The sequence below is a fragment of the Sphingobacterium puteale genome (genome assembly GCF_050986225.1).
Classification (GTDB): domain Bacteria; phylum Bacteroidota; class Bacteroidia; order Sphingobacteriales; family Sphingobacteriaceae; genus Sphingobacterium; species Sphingobacterium puteale.
The window spans coordinates 4,659,843-4,674,445 of record NZ_CP158959.1; the positions used below are offsets into that span (position 1 = coordinate 4,659,843).

The 14,603-nt window shown below is 39.9% G+C and carries 12 protein-coding genes and 1 tRNA gene; 4 read left to right on the top strand and 9 right to left on the bottom strand.

Annotation, left to right across the window (positions count from 1 at the left end; genetic code table 11):
• The first annotated feature begins 79 nt into the window (after positions 1-79).
• Positions 80-153 (top strand) — tRNA-Ala (locus ABTV71_RS19845).
• Positions 154-247: 94 nt separating this feature from the next.
• Here ABTV71_RS19845 and ABTV71_RS19850 read toward each other — a convergent pair.
• Complete coding sequence (locus tag ABTV71_RS19850; RefSeq protein ID WP_121123914.1) at positions 248-676, bottom strand: nuclear transport factor 2 family protein; 429 nt, start codon at positions 674-676, stop codon at positions 248-250.
• A gap of 288 nt (positions 677-964) precedes the next feature.
• On the opposite strand from ABTV71_RS19850, the gene ABTV71_RS19855 reads away from it, so the two are divergent.
• Complete coding sequence (locus ABTV71_RS19855; protein WP_433900808.1) at positions 965-2,221, top strand: hypothetical protein; 1,257 nt, start codon at positions 965-967, stop codon at positions 2,219-2,221.
• 3 nt (positions 2,222-2,224) lie between these two features.
• On the opposite strand, the gene ABTV71_RS19860 is transcribed toward ABTV71_RS19855, so the two are convergent.
• A complete protein-coding gene (locus ABTV71_RS19860) occupies positions 2,225-3,349 on the bottom strand; it encodes a lipid II:glycine glycyltransferase FemX (RefSeq protein ID WP_433900809.1) in 1,125 nt (374 codons plus the stop codon).
• 256 nt (positions 3,350-3,605) lie between these two features.
• On the opposite strand from ABTV71_RS19860, the gene ABTV71_RS19865 reads away from it, so the two are divergent.
• Complete coding sequence (locus ABTV71_RS19865) at positions 3,606-5,264, top strand: helix-hairpin-helix domain-containing protein (RefSeq protein ID WP_433903723.1); 1,659 nt, start codon at positions 3,606-3,608, stop codon at positions 5,262-5,264.
• Between the two features lie 11 nt (positions 5,265-5,275).
• Complete coding sequence (gene ybaK, locus ABTV71_RS19870) at positions 5,276-5,752, top strand: Cys-tRNA(Pro) deacylase (RefSeq protein ID WP_433900810.1); 477 nt, start codon at positions 5,276-5,278, stop codon at positions 5,750-5,752.
• A 21-nt stretch (positions 5,753-5,773) separates the two neighbouring features.
• Here the strand turns inward: ybaK and ABTV71_RS19875 are convergent, their stop codons facing one another.
• The 7 genes from ABTV71_RS19875 to hppD all read right to left on the bottom strand — a co-directional run bounded on the left by ABTV71_RS19875 (position 5,774) and on the right by hppD (position 14,586).
• Positions 5,774-6,541, bottom strand: a complete 768-nt coding sequence (locus ABTV71_RS19875; RefSeq protein ID WP_433900811.1) for a methyltransferase domain-containing protein — start codon at positions 6,539-6,541, stop codon at positions 5,774-5,776.
• Positions 6,542-6,583: 42 nt separating this feature from the next.
• Entirely contained in the window at positions 6,584-7,567 is a 984-nt protein-coding gene (locus ABTV71_RS19880) for a lipoate--protein ligase (RefSeq protein WP_433900812.1), read from the bottom strand.
• A 234-nt stretch (positions 7,568-7,801) separates the two neighbouring features.
• Positions 7,802-8,815 (bottom strand): glutathione synthase, encoded by a 1,014-nt coding sequence (locus ABTV71_RS19885; RefSeq protein ID WP_121123923.1) that lies wholly within the window; start codon positions 8,813-8,815, stop codon positions 7,802-7,804.
• Between the two features lie 13 nt (positions 8,816-8,828).
• Complete coding sequence (locus ABTV71_RS19890) at positions 8,829-10,661, bottom strand: flavohemoglobin expression-modulating QEGLA motif protein (protein ID WP_121123925.1); 1,833 nt, start codon at positions 10,659-10,661, stop codon at positions 8,829-8,831.
• Positions 10,651-11,430, bottom strand: a complete 780-nt coding sequence (locus tag ABTV71_RS19895; RefSeq protein ID WP_433900813.1) for an N-formylglutamate amidohydrolase — start codon at positions 11,428-11,430, stop codon at positions 10,651-10,653. The genes ABTV71_RS19890 and ABTV71_RS19895 overlap by 11 nt, the downstream gene beginning before the upstream one ends.
• Before the next feature lie 788 nt (positions 11,431-12,218).
• Positions 12,219-13,487: a Glu/Leu/Phe/Val dehydrogenase dimerization domain-containing protein gene (locus ABTV71_RS19900; protein ID WP_245971312.1), complete on the bottom strand. Its 1,269-nt coding sequence runs from the start codon at positions 13,485-13,487 to the stop codon at positions 12,219-12,221.
• On the bottom strand, positions 13,459-14,586 hold the full coding sequence (gene hppD / locus ABTV71_RS19905) for a 4-hydroxyphenylpyruvate dioxygenase (protein ID WP_120260669.1): 1,128 nt from the start codon (positions 14,584-14,586) through the stop codon (positions 13,459-13,461). Before hppD ends, ABTV71_RS19900 begins: the two co-directional genes overlap by 29 nt.
• Between the last annotated feature and the right edge of the window lie 17 nt (positions 14,587-14,603).

Here is a 14,603-nt window from a genome sequence, read left to right on the forward strand (position 1 = left end):
ATAATAATGCTTAAAAAAATAAAAAAAGCAATTTTGTTTTTACAAAAAAGGTATTATCTTAGCGGCAGAATAAACAGAAGGGGCATTAGCTCATTTGGCTAGAGCGCTTCGCTGGCAGCGAAGAGGTGATCAGTTCGAATCTGATATGCTCCACAAACAAAAGAGGCTACTTTAAAAGTAGCCTCTTTTGTTATTTTATGACCGCTTCATTTCCCCCGGAATGATTTAAATTTGCGACAATGATTTCCTATTTGTAAGAATTGACCGATTTAGAAATTTTCCAAGCGCCGTTTTCCTTCACAAGCGTAATCAAATCAGTCTTGGAGAAACCATCAAATTCCATGGTCACTTTTGCAATGGCATAATCTGGCAATTCCTCAACGATCTGCGTTGTCGTTTTGCAATTCATTTTTATTCCTTTTTGTTTTTTCAAGAACTCAATCATCTCTGAACGGCTATGATTTAAATCCTGTTTACCGCATATTTTTTGACTAAAATCAACGGTAAATAATTTGTCTAAGTTCGCAACTTGACCTTCTGTCATTGCACCTACGTATTCATCAATAGCCAAATCAGCTGTGATTAAATTACGTTCTTCCGGTTTTATCGAAGCCATTGAGCAAGTGGAGATTGCTATCATTGCTGCTGCCACAAATGTTTTTACTAAAGTTTTCATATCTTTTCTATTTATAATGTATTAGTATATTTTCTTATTCTATAGTCGCACGCAACCTAAATTTGTTGCGCTTTTTTTTCATTTATTTTCTGATTCAAATTTAAGACAACTCATGTGTTGATTCCATTACATTTAGATTAACATTACATTAAAATCGGTAAATGCCGTGTTTTTGTAGGTGAATAAAAATTCAGCTTTGCCGACATATCGGTAAAACTCCACAGAAAGAATAATTTATTGCACAGAATATTGCAATTCTGTCCAATTCCTCTTAGATTGCGTGCTTTCATGGCACACTACGACAGACGACATACTTCTTATACTATTTTTACCCTTTTGATGGTTTCGTTGGTGATACACCAATCTAAATTATACGCACAACGACCGGTCAATGAAATAGAGATTACCAAACATGTTGCAGATACAAGTAAACAGCGCGACCTAATCGATATTGGAAAAGCAATCCTTAAAATAAAGCCACCGCAGTCGGTCGATAGCACGGGAAAAAAGTTTTACTTTTCTTTTTTGCCGTTTTCAACAAACGTTCCGGGAGGTGGGCATGCGCTGATCACAAGTACCACAGCCGGATTCTACCTAGGTGAACGTAAGAGTACCTATATGTCGAAAGTCACTTTCACGCCCTATACAAATTTTGGAAAGCGATTTGGACTCCCCATCCGCTCCTATGTCTGGCTAAAAGATAATACCTGGGTGATTGATGGTGATATCAGACTATTAAAATACCCGCATGAAACCTGGGGAATCGGAAAAGAATATCATGGTGACCAGCAGATCAATTTGGACTATAGCTATTTTAGGTTATATCAACACGCCCTGAAAAGAATACATGGGGGACTGTTTATGGGAATTGGTTATGACCTGGATTACCGGATGAATATCAAATCTACCGGTGATATTCCGCTTGCAGACTACACCTCCTATCCCTATGGCACGGATTTAAAAGATCATACTGTTTCTTCGGGGCTGAGTCTCAACCTCATTTATGATACGCGCGCGAATTCTATTAATACCTGGTCCGGCAATTATGCCAATTTACAATTTCGCGTAAATCCGGTTTTTATGGGAAGTGATCAGAATTGGAAGTCTCTATTCGTCGAAATCAGGAGATATCATCGCTTGACCCAGGATCCGAATAAGCAAAATATGATTGCTGTGCGTAGCTTTTTCTGGACTGTTTTCAATAGTAAAGCGCCCTATCTTGATTTACCCAATTTGGGTTGGGATCCCTACAACAGTTCTGGAAGAGGTTTTCCCGTAAGTCGGTTCCGTGGTAAATCGTTGTATTATCTGGAAACAGAATATCGTCGTGACATCAGCAGAAATGGGCTGTTTGGTTTTGTTGCTTTTATGAATTTCACGACTGTGAACGGCCCCAAAAACAGCATGTTTGCAGACTGGAACATCGGTACAGGTGCAGGTGCCCGAATTAAATTCAACAAAAATTCAGGCACCAACATCGGCATAGATTATGGTGTTAGCACCAATCACCGTGGGGTAAGACTGACTTTGGGTGAAGTATTTTAATGCTTAACTCAAGTGATAACTTTGGTTTTTAAACTCCATGGAGGCGTAATATCTATACTTTTCTTTGTTTAATGGATAATCCCAACACCCCATACGATGATAGATTTCACCTCCAAATCCAGTTTTAAATCTATAAAGTCCGTATAGGGGATGTGATGGGTCAGCTTGGGGAGATACACCAAAGAAATCATATTCGGTACATCCCTTTTCCTTTGCAACCTGCATCGCACGCCATTGCAAAGCATAAGTCGCCATATAATTGCGATTTTCGGAAGCGGAGGCACCATAAAGATAGGTTCCCCGATTTGCTGCAATTACTAGAAACATTGCAGCCAAAGGTTGATTGTCCACCTCGGCAACCAATAAATAAACATCTGCTGGCGACAACGTATCATTTGCCTTGGCAGATAGTACAATCTTGAAATAGTTGATATCGTGCAAGAAAAAATTATTGCGAAGCGCAGTCTGCCGATACAACTCATACCAGATCTCCAGACTCTCTAAACCAAGAGAACGAACCTTTACGCCTTTCCTTTCAGCCAAATGAATATTGTAACGCGTCTTTGATTTCATATTGGCCAACAGGAGATCTTCCTCTTTTCTAAGGTTCATAAAAATGGTATTAGAAGGAAGAATATCCGTATTTGCCTTATGAAAATTCCAATGTTCCGTATTAAAATTAAAACGCATTTCCTGAATCCGTTTTTCCGGAACACCCAACCAATTTCCATAAAGGTCATAACAATCATCATCCTTCGCCCAATGTGATTCCCAGGACAGATCATAACGTATCATAATACAGTTTTGAGGTAGATACCCACGTAAACTCTCGGAAAGTTGCTCTAAAAAATGGCCTTGATTTTCTTCTGATGGTTCAATTTCAGGTCCATACGGTACATAAGCTATGCTATGCTCGTGATCTATCGTCTGGATTATAATCAACAGATCCCCCACGAAGTAAGTATCTTCTTCAACTCCTATATAAAGATCCGAACGTTTGGATTTAAAATTAAACGCTTTAGACGCTATCCCCTGCATCTTTTTCACAGCGGACCAATAGGCTGTCTGCTGAATAATACCTGTTTTGTAAAGGCCGCTGACCTCTTTGTCACTTATATCTGCTATCATACACACTAAATTGTTATCGGATACTTCAAAAAAACAATATTCTCTATCGATTTCAATACCCAAAAACAGCAAACTTAGCCAAAATGCCCGGTTATATAAGCATTCATTTGTCACTTTGTTGTTAATTTAATAAAACAGGTTACTATTCCAATAAAAAACAGCTTTTTCACATTATTTAACGGGATTATATTGCCAACTTCGTTGGTATTTTGGCTCAAAATTTAGGATATTTGTAGCCTAACAACTCACCACGATGATGGACAATAAAGCGATCTCTAAAATTTTTAAATTGTGCAGTCAATTAATGGAGCTTCACAACGAAAATCCATTCCGAACAAAGGCTATGGCTAGTGCATCTTTTAAATTGGATAAATTGCCCTTTCGCATTGATGACGCCTCGCTTGAAGAATTGAGCGCACAGCCGGGCATAGGAAAAAGTACCGCCGAAAAAGCGAAAGAGGTCGCACAAACCGGAACGTTTAGGGAACTCCAGGACCTATTAGCGAATACGCCATCAGGAGTTGTTGAAATGTTAACCATAAAGGGCCTGGGGCCAAAAAAGGTTCAGATTATCTGGCAAGACCTTGGGATTGAAAGTGTAGGTGAACTACTGTATGCCTGCAATGAAAACCGTCTGGTTGAAGCCAAAGGATTTGGCTTAAAAACGCAGGAAGAAATAAAGAAGTCCATCGAATTCTCAATATCCAATCAGGGATGGTTCCTATACGCCAAAGTACTGTCACAAGCTGATACATTTTACGCTATTTTAAAAACACATTTCCCCGCATCTCTTCTATCCTTTACCGGAGATTTTAGAAGAAAATGCGAGGTGTTAAGCACAGTGGACCTACTCATTTCCGAAAGTATAGAAGCGGTGGAGAAATTCCTCGCTGATTATACATTGGTGGAGAAAACAGAGAATTCACTGGAAATCACCGATGAATTAGGTTTTACTTTCAAGGTTTTCAGTACGAATATCAATGATTTTTATCGGGACCTTATTCTCAGTACAGGATCGACCGCACATTTGGATCTTTTATTCAATATTCTTCCTGACTTACCTTCACTTTCCAGTGAAGAAGCTATCTATCGTAACTTAAGGCTTGATTATATTGAACCTGAATTGCGCGAGGGTCTCGACGAAATTGAACGCGCACAGAACCATACTTTACCTCAATTAATCCAATTTAAGGATCTCAAAGGGACACTGCACAACCACTCAACTTATAGTGATGGCGTTCATACCTTGGAGCAAATGGCTCTTCATTGTAAAGATGCTTTAAGTCTCGCATATCTCGGAATATGTGATCACTCCAGAACGGCAGTTTATGCAAATGGTCTTTCCATCGAAAGATTGGAAGATCAATGGAAAGAAATTGCCAGCTTAAATGAAAAACTAGCCCCTTTTAAAATCTTTAAAGGAATAGAATCCGATATCCTAAGCGACGGATCACTGGACTACCCCGATGAGGTACTAGCACAATTTGACTTTGTTGTCGCCTCTGTCCACTCCAACTTAAAGATGGACGAGGAAAAAGCAACTGCTAGATTGATTAAAGCAATTGAAAACCCATATACAACAATTTTGGGGCATCCAACAGGCCGCCTTTTATTAAGTCGATCGGGCTATCCACTCGACTTTAAAAAAATAATTGATGCCTGCGCCGCGAATAAGGTCGTCATCGAAATTAATGCAAATCCTTTAAGGCTAGATTTAGATTGGAGATGGCATCGCTATGCTGTGGAAAAGGGCGTATTGTTGTCCATTAACCCTGATGCGCATCGCACGGAAGGGCTGTTGGACATGCAATATGGTATTTTTGTCGCACAGAAAGGTGGTCTGGAAGCAAAAAATTGTCTGAATACATATTCCTTGACAGAGATTACAAACTATTTTTCGAATCGTAGATCTTAAAAAAGCTTATTATGTCGCATAAAACCAATGCAGTCCGCTTGTTGGATACGGCAAAAGTAAACTATGAATTAAGAGAGTATGAGGTAGATGATCATGACGTCAGCGCGGAGAATGTTGCCTTGTCCTTGGGTCTATTACCTGAAACACTTTATAAAACTTTAGTATTGAAAGGAAATATAGATCCTTACATCGTTGCTGTAATTCCCGGAAATGCCCAACTTGACTTAAAAAAGATCGCTAAAGTATCAGGTAATAAAAATTGTGAAATGCTCCCCATGAAGGAGCTGTTAGCTGTAACTGGCTATATCCGTGGGGGCTGCTCACCTATTGGCATGAAAAAACTATTTCCAACATTTATTGAGGAAGCAGCTCAATTGGAAACAGAAATTTCTGTGAGCGCAGGAAAACGAGGCCTTCAAATGATATTAAATCCCAACGATTTAGCTACGCTGACCAAAGCGATCTGGTCCGATTTGATCAGCATTTAATACGAACATCCTCGCCCGATTTCAGCTCTTTCGCCCATACAACAAAATACGTTTAAATGGATATATCGCAGGGAATCTGGAAAAATGCTGTTTAATACGTGTCTTAAAAGCCTCAATAAAAACAGGTCGTTTATCTTCGTCCAGTCGCTCAATATAAGGGATCAATGCCGATCCGGAAATAAAGTCATAAAGTACTTCCGCTTCGGCGGCAATAATTGGGTAGATACGAAGTGAGAGGTCCAATTCCTCCAAGCCCGAATGAAACAAAATCTGTGCATAGTCATCTATACTTAGCACCGATGAAGCCCTATTCCAACCATCCAAATAGCTTCGGTAAGGTTCTTCACCAGCAAGCTCAGATAGCAGTTTATTTAAGACATTTTCAGGCTGGTAAGGCATCTGAACGGCCAATTGCCCACCGCTACTCAATTTGGAAATGAGATGCGGAAAAAGCAGTTGGTGACCATTCAGCCATTGCAATGCAGCATTACTGAATATCAAATCCCAGGAACCCGTTGTCTCCAGAAATTTTTCGACACTACTATTTTCAAATTTTAGGTGTTCATGTTCAAGTTTACGGCTCATCGATAACATTTCTGGAGATGCATCTATTCCAAGGAATGTAGCCTGTGGAAATTTATCGCTTAAAATAGCTGTTTGCTCTCCGGTTCCACATCCAAGATCCACCGCTTTCATCGTTGCTTCCGAAGCTATTAGTTCGGATAGATCAAAAAAAGGTTTGAAACGGATGTCTTTAAACTTATTATAGATATCTGGATTCCAAGGCATAATATTTTTTATTTAAGTCCCAATGGGATAATACAATAGCTATTATTTAAATAGCTCCAAAATTTCAGCTACATCAACTTTTCCAAAATACGAAGTTAGATCTATGGCTTCCAACAGCGCTCTGATTTCTTCCAATTGATGTTTTTTTCCAATCAATAGCTGCTCCAGTTCATGAATAGATTCAGAAGCAAAAAAATCCCCGAAAATCTTAGCATGCTCAATAGAACCTTTATGTACATCTAAATGTATTTCTATAAAACCGGCGGGGATCTTGATTGCTTTTTTAAAATTATAATTCGGAGAGAAACCGAAATTCCAGTCCCAGGTTTCATATTTTTCCTTCACAAGATGTTGGATATGCTGGATATCAGTTGCAGAGAAATTAATGATCTCCGCATCAGGATTTTCACGCTGCATTTCTGCGATCAATAGTTCCTTAAATTTTACCGTTGTAAAACCCTGAGGTAAATAACCGATCAGATTTGTCACCCTCGCACGGTTGGACTTGACAGCTTTATCGACAAATTTAAGCGGGTTTACCTTCAATGCATCGCTCAATATCTGCATCTGTGAATCAATTAAAATAGTCCCATGCTGAACCATTTTACCATTTTTTGCGAGCTTAGCATTTCCACTAAACTTCTTTCCATCCACCAGCAGGTCATTCCTTCCTTCCAGTTTTGCCGGAATATTCAATTTATTCAAAACAGAAACAATAGGTTGCGTGAAAGTCGAAAAATCCATAAAATCAAGATTTCCCAATAAGGTGTGAAAGGAAAAATTGAGATTTCCTAAATCATGATATACGGCACCACCGCCAGACATTCTCCTAACGACCTTAATCTTATGATCATTCACATAATCAAGGTTGATTTCCGCCAAAGTATTCTGAAATTTACCGATAATAATTGACGGATCATTCATGTACAATAAGAAAATGGGTTCTTTCGGATATTTCGTGAGCAGGTATTCCTCAGAAGCAATATTGAAATAAGCATCGTGGGAAGGCGAATCAATAATAAACATCGTATTTTTATATTTTCTTAAAATTAACAAGAATTTAAATGCCTTGATTCATCTCAAACTCATAATTTCCATCAATCCCGCGTTTTGTCAGCTTCTCACTACAACAATCCTAAAAGAATTAAAATGACGCCAAAAAACAACTTATTTCTCAAGATCAGGTATGCTTTTAGAAAGCCCAGTCAATTATTGATCTTTGCCCCCTTATTATAAAACCAATTACATATAATCGCCTTATTAAACACCCGATGAACTTCTAGCAGACCCTATTTTTTCTTCAAGATTTTTGATAATCAATGCGGAAAAATCTTCTTTTACAATCTCTTCTGTTTGGCATAAAGCTCCCGGACTAAAAACATTTATCTCCATAATACGATCGCCCACAATATCCAAACCGACAAAATACATTCCATCCTGTATCAATTTGTCTTTGATTTTATCAACCATAAGTAGCAGCTCCGGCGAGATTATCGCGGCTTGGGTTTTTGCCCCTTGGTGCACATTGCTCCGGATCTCATTCCCTTGTTGCACACGATGAACAGCAGCATATTTTCCATTGATAGAGACGGGTTCACCGTTCAACAGAAAAAAACGGATATCACCGGCAGCTGCTTCGGGCAGATACTCCTGTCCAATCACATAGCCATCCCTGGCAATAGCCTCTACTGTTTGTTTTAGATTCTGTTGATTATCTTTATTGATCAAGAACACATTTTTTCCACCAGACCCCTTTAAAGGTTTTAAAATAATCAGTTTATTTTGCTGCTCAAAAAACTCGACAACATCAGCATAATTTCTGGTTACAATTGTTTTGGGTCGGATAGACTCGTCAAAACCCTCGAGATACAATTTGTTACTTGCCCGGCCCAAACTATCGGGATCGTTAATGACCTGTACACCTTTTTCTTTTAATAAGGAAGCGAACTGCAGCGCAGATGAAGCTGCCCAGGGTCGATTCACCATATCCAAAACAGGATCGAATCTAAGCCAGATCACATCCATCTTCTCCAATTCCATTTTTGTCTTTGCTGTAGCTCTCAACACCTCCATCAACTGTTTTGCAGAGCTAATCTGCTGTGTAGGAAGCACCTCCCGTACATGGGCGGCAATAAGGGCAGATTCATAATAAAAATCGGCCAGTCCGATGTAATAAATCGCATGCCCTAGCTGATGTGCTTTCAATGCGAGCAGGGTTGTTGTGAAACGCTCGGTTTCTTTATGGGTCTGATTAATAACAAATGCTATCTTCATATATTGTCGCTGATTATTGTATCATCTGAAATATTCCTTTACTTTTCTTGAGATTGGTTAATGCATCTTTATAGGGTGATGTCAAGTATTTGGGTGTCAAAACCGGAGCATTTAGAATCCCCTTAAGCATTAATTCTTCGACTATCGGGATATAATCTTCCCTGATCTTGCCCATAGTCAGCAAGGTGAGATCCCGACCGCTTTTTATATAATTTATCAATTCGATCAAACCACTGAGATACAACGCATCTTTTGTGAGCCCTCCGCTTCTAAAAACACGCATGGTCATCTGAAAAGCCGTCTCTGGCAGAAACTGATATTTATCCACCAACAGCGCGAATGTATCTAAAAAAGTGTTTCCCTGCTGCATGTGATATACCGCTACCACCCTACCGGCTAATATGCGTAATCGATTATTCGTCAAGCCGCCAACCAAATATTCGGCGAGTACGGCCAATCCCTCCTGAAGCTTCTCATATCCCGGAACTCCCAATCTAAAAAGACTGAAGGGCTGTTGTTTACCATTATAGTAGGTGACGATATGAGTCCCAACTTCGTGTTGGATCAATGCCTGTACCCGATGTCGGGGCAGACTATATTGTTTACTGATATTTAAGACCCCTTGATTCACCATCACGCCATAGATATCATCCCGAAGCCGTACAGTCGTACCAAAATTAGGATCCTGGCTTTTTAAATAATCCAGTTCTTCCTGTGCTAGTTTCGCAAACTCTTCTGCATAGACGATATCCTCTTCCTTTGTCCGATGCTCCCTGTCAGTCGCTGTAATTGTTAATATGGCTTGCGCTTTCTCCAACAGCTTTTCGTTTACGGTACCAAACACTTGCATGCTGCCCAGTAAAAAGCCCTCTTTCCCCCTTTCGCTCAGCATGCTCATCATCTGATCGAGCTCTTTGCGCTTATCCCGAAACAAGTAAGCTATGGAAGGGTCATAAAGATCTTCAATATGCAGATTATAGAGGTTACGTTTAATAATATCGGGATCAATGGGCATGGGTCTATAATGAAAAACAGGGACTCTACGATAGTTTCCATTTTTGAACTGCAGCCAGGCGTCATAGGAATTTGTCGGCGTCACCAACAATAGAAAATCAAACCGCTGGCTTTCGCGGGCCAATTTTTGATCGATTTCCCAAGCCAAGGGAAGCATCTTTTTGGGATGACTAATTTTAAATGATGTTGGTTTTGACAGGGTATGTATGCGAATAAATTCAAAAAATGTTTTGGATAAACTTCGGGATATAGCCTCACGAAAATGGCGAAGATCAATGGGAAGTATCTGTTGGTTGGCCCCCAGCAGATACTTCGGTTTGATTTCTAATCCCATATACAAGATATTACTATTTAGTTTATCCAATTGTATACTCGCCGGAGAGAGACTCTGTGTCGCATTGGTTTTCGTGTCGGTCACAATTTCGACTTTTGCAATAGATTCCTCCGTTTCCAATTGCTTTCCAAGATATTGTGCAATGGATTGTACGTTTTTCCGGGCAATATGGATCTGAATATCTTCTTCCTGCCCCGGGCTTGCGGTCCAAGCTTCTATAATTAGACATGCACCAAATTCTTCGACGAACTGGTTAAGTATCGGTGCGATCCAGTCCGATACATTCATTTCCGGATCCTTAACTCTAAAATACGCGGGTTCGGATTTTACCAGTTCCGCCAGCATCGGATCCGGACTAAAAAACTGTCGATACAAAAATAAATAAGGCACAACCTGATTGAATACCATTTTATTTTTTGGTGGTATTTGCGTATGAAAAACCTCCTTATTTTTGATTTTTTTTAGGATACCCGCTAACTGTTTTGCATTATCTTTCATAGGCAAAATAGGATTCGAGGGTGTCAGTGGTTTGCATTAAAAGTTGCTTATATTCCTGTAACTTTTGAGGGTAAACCTCTCCTGTCCATTCATTCATAAAATCCTTGCGAAACTCAATAGAAAGCACACAACCCTTATCGCCAAATTGCTCATTTAAATAAGATGACAAAAAGCCGCCCTTAAATTTAACATTCTCACGCACGTCGTAGACCTGCCCATCTTTACCCGTACGAAGCACATCCATCAATGCGCTGGTCAATTCCTGCCATTTGCCGTGATTGTTTGCCGTTCCAATATTAATCTGTGGATTGTTTACTTTGTCGATCATAACCGTCGGCCCATCCCGGAGCGCATTATAACTATGAATATCATAAATAACAAAATAACCATAGCGGTCAATGGTGTTTTGAATCTGCTGCGTTATCTTCCGGTACAACATGTCATATGATTCGTAAAGTTGATCTTTTATTTGTTGCGGCAACGCTGACCGCCAGACCTGAATTCCCCAGGACTGTTCGGGAGTCAGATAAATCGCGCCATCCTTACTCCGATTTAAATCCAGTTGGAACCTCGATGTGCCACAAACCAGGCGGTTAAAGGGCAATTCTGCCAAAATTGCTGTATACGGATCCTCCTCACGTAAACGATCTTCGGGAGCAATATGCAAATACGGTTCTAAATCCGCATCGATATGATGACCATCGTGGATAGCAAAAGCCCAAAAAGGGCTTCTATAATTTTCGAATTGATAAAGATAGGATAAGGACATGTACTTTATATTAAACAATTTCACTGATTATTTGCTCACTCTGCTTAAGTAAACATTTACAAGCGATAAAAGGTTTGAAAAATAAAATACGACAGCCTTGGTACAATGGGGCAAAGGCCTGTTGGACATAGAAAGCGTTAAAAATCGTTAAACCGACTGGGGAATTTATGCCCTGGCATTCTTATTGAAAGTTGTTTACTAGTTTCATAAATTTAGGTTAATAATTAGTTAGTTTATAAAAAACCTGTTAGTCCCCGCTAACAGGTTTTTTATTTTCTAATACGAAAAGAATGTAAATACTAGAATATTTTACCGAAAATCAATATAGAAATACTAAAAAATGTTAAAAAATGTAAAAAAGTAAAAATAGTTGAAACATTTTATGTTCGGATCACGTTATACCTGTACTTTTCATAAATTTAGGTTAATAATTGGTTAGGAAAACTCCTGTTGCTCCCCGCTTCAGGAGTTTCTGTTTATCAAGATCTTATACAATAAAAAGCAGTAATAACTCTCAATAACCCGACAAACCTTAATCCAGTGTAACCGATCGCGGTTCAACCAAGAATTAACTTTTAAAGAATCCACGGTTCGGGTGTTTATCCAAAATGGAAGCGAAATTATAAGTTAACAAAAAAATGACAATTTATTCATCTTAGGTAAATAAGTTTTGGCACAGGTATTGCACTGTTTTAAGCATTCATAAATTTAGGTTAATAATTGGTTAGTTAAAACACTTGAAGTTCCCCGCTTCAAGTGTTTTTCGTTTAACGACTCCCGTAAAAGAATCAGACCAATTGTTTCAATGCGATTTCATACGCTCTCGAAGAGATCTGTGTACGGTCTGCCGAAGAATCTCTTATTTTTTTTAAAGCTTCAAAAATCACCTTTGAAACGTCAGAGAAGATCGCATCATCACTCATTTCTATATTTCGCTGCATTAAATAAGCAAATACCCTTGCCATACCACAATTAGCGATAAAATCAGGGATCACCGCAACATGCTGATCAGCAAACTCCATCACTGGACCATAGAATATTTCCTGATCAGCAAAAGGGACATTTGCACCAGAAGCAATGACTTCAAGTCCATTTTCAAGGAGCTGCTGGATCTGATCTTTTGAAACTAAACGTGATGCTGCTGCTGGAACGAAGATATCGGTCTTCAATCCCCATATTTCTTTCTGAATCTGTTCAAATGACATCAAATCCGGTGAATTAAGCTCGTTTCCCTTGCGATCCAGGAATAATTGCGTAATCTCCGCTTCGCTGAAGCCTTCCCGATTGATTAAACCACCAGCCCGATCGATAATTCCGACAATTTTCACGCCTAGCTTAGCGAGGTAGAAAGCTGCGGCAGCGGCAACATTTCCCCAGCCTTGGATGACTGCACGTTTTCCTATACAGTCACTTCCAAAAAGTTGATAATAATGGCGGATAGATTCAGAAACTCCATAGCCTGTTATCATGTCTGCAACCTTATATTTACGCTTTAAATCCGGACTGTAGGTATTATCTTCCAACACTTTGGACACTCCATAGCGCAACTGTCCTATTTGGTGGATACGGTTGCTCTCATTTACCTTAAAATGTCCATTCAAGATACCTTCCTGCGGATGCCATAGGCCATATTCTTCAGTCAATGGAATGACATCATGGATTTCATCGATATTAAGATCCCCGCCTGTACCATAGTAATTTTTTAATAACGGCGTCACCACTTTAAACCAACGGTCTAAAACCTCATTTTTGCGGGGATCATGTGGGTCAAAGTCGATACCGGATTTGGCACCACCGATAGCAGGGCCTGAAACCGTGAACTTTACTTCCATTGTTTTGGCAAGGGACTCCACTTCATGCCGATCCAGGCCTGCACGCATCCGTGTGCCTCCGCCCGCTGCACCGCCCCGCAACGAATTGATAACAATCCATCCTTTGGCATCAGTTTCACTATCTTTCCACTCAAATACGATTTCCGGACTCCGGTGCTCAAATGCACGCAATAATTCTTTCATACCCAACATATCCTTATAGATTACCTCTGCGTTCCTGTTCACGTTCGATTGCTTCAAAAAGTGCCTTAAAATTGCCGGCGCCAAAACTCTGTGCGCCTTTTCGCTGAATAATCTCGTAGAATAAAGTTGGCCTGTCCTCTACAGGTTTGGTAAAAATCTGAAGGAGATACCCCTCTTCGTCACGATCCACCAAAATACCCAGTTCTTGGATAATCCGGATTTCCTCATCTATTGCTCCAACCCTTTCTGGTAGCATGTCATAATATGCTTCTGGAGGAGCTCCTAGAAATTCAACCCCTCTGGATTTAAGTTCCCGCACCGTACGTACAATATCCTTCGTTGCCAATGCCGCATGCTGCACACCTTCACCCTCATAAAATTCAAGATATTCCTCAATTTGAGATTTCTTTTTTCCCTCGGCAGGTTCATTAATCGGAAATTTTACATAGCCATTGCCATTACTCATCACCTTACTCATCAGTGCCGAATATTCGGTATTGATCTGCTTATCATCAAAGGACAGAATGTTGACAAAACCCATCACATCCTGATACCATTGAACTGTTTCATTCATTTTATTCCAGCCTACATTACCTACGCAATGATCGACATAGAGCAAACCGGTCTCTGCTGGGTTATAGTCGCTTTCCCATTTTTCATATCCGGGCATAAATAAACCATTGTAGTTCTTTCGCTCCACAAAAAGGTGCACTGTTTCTCCATAAGTGTATATCCCTGCCGTCCAGACCTCCCCTTGTTCATCTTTGAGCAATTGCGGTTCCTGATAGACTTTTGCTCCCCTTTTGGTCGTTTCCTCAAATGACTTGCGGGCATCATCAACCCATAAAGCCAATATTTTGACGCCATCGCCATGCTTTTTGACATGCTCAGCGATGGGGTGGTCTGATTTAAGGGCTGTGGTCAGCACCAGCCGTATTTTATCTTGCTTTAAGACATAAGATGCGCGGTCTCTAATACCGGTCTCTGGCCCTGCATAAGCCTCCGACTGAAAACCAAAGGCAGTTTTGTAATAATGTGCGGCCTGCTTCGCATTCCCCACATAAAATTCAATGTAATCGGTTCCATTAATAGGTAGAAAATCTTGCGCTTGGGCAATCTTCTCTGCAAATGTATTTGCCATAATTTATATAAAGGTTA

Excerpts from the sequence above, each read along its gene's own strand:
- ABTV71_RS19895 (WP_433900813.1), bottom strand. The coding sequence starts at position 11,430 with ATGTCCTTATCCTATCTTTATCAATTCGAAAATTATAGAAGCCCTTTT.
- ABTV71_RS19875 (WP_433900811.1), bottom strand. The coding sequence starts at position 6,541 with ATGCCTTGGAATCCAGATATCTATAATAAGTTTAAAGACATCCGTTTC.
- ABTV71_RS19880 (WP_433900812.1), bottom strand. The coding sequence starts at position 7,567 with ATGTTTATTATTGATTCGCCTTCCCACGATGCTTATTTCAATATTGCT.
- ABTV71_RS19865 (WP_433903723.1), top strand. The coding sequence starts at position 3,606 with ATGGACAATAAAGCGATCTCTAAAATTTTTAAATTGTGCAGTCAATTA.
- ABTV71_RS19890 (WP_121123925.1), bottom strand. The coding sequence starts at position 10,661 with ATGAAAGATAATGCAAAACAGTTAGCGGGTATCCTAAAAAAAATCAAA.
- ABTV71_RS19860 (WP_433900809.1), bottom strand. The coding sequence starts at position 3,349 with ATGATAGCAGATATAAGTGACAAAGAGGTCAGCGGCCTTTACAAAACA.
- ybaK (WP_433900810.1), top strand. The coding sequence starts at position 5,276 with ATGTCGCATAAAACCAATGCAGTCCGCTTGTTGGATACGGCAAAAGTA.
- ABTV71_RS19855 (WP_433900808.1), top strand. The coding sequence starts at position 965 with ATGGCACACTACGACAGACGACATACTTCTTATACTATTTTTACCCTT.
- ABTV71_RS19885 (WP_121123923.1), bottom strand. The coding sequence starts at position 8,815 with ATGAAGATAGCATTTGTTATTAATCAGACCCATAAAGAAACCGAGCGT.
- ABTV71_RS19850 (WP_121123914.1), bottom strand. The coding sequence starts at position 676 with ATGAAAACTTTAGTAAAAACATTTGTGGCAGCAGCAATGATAGCAATC.
- hppD (WP_120260669.1), bottom strand. The coding sequence starts at position 14,586 with ATGGCAAATACATTTGCAGAGAAGATTGCCCAAGCGCAAGATTTTCTA.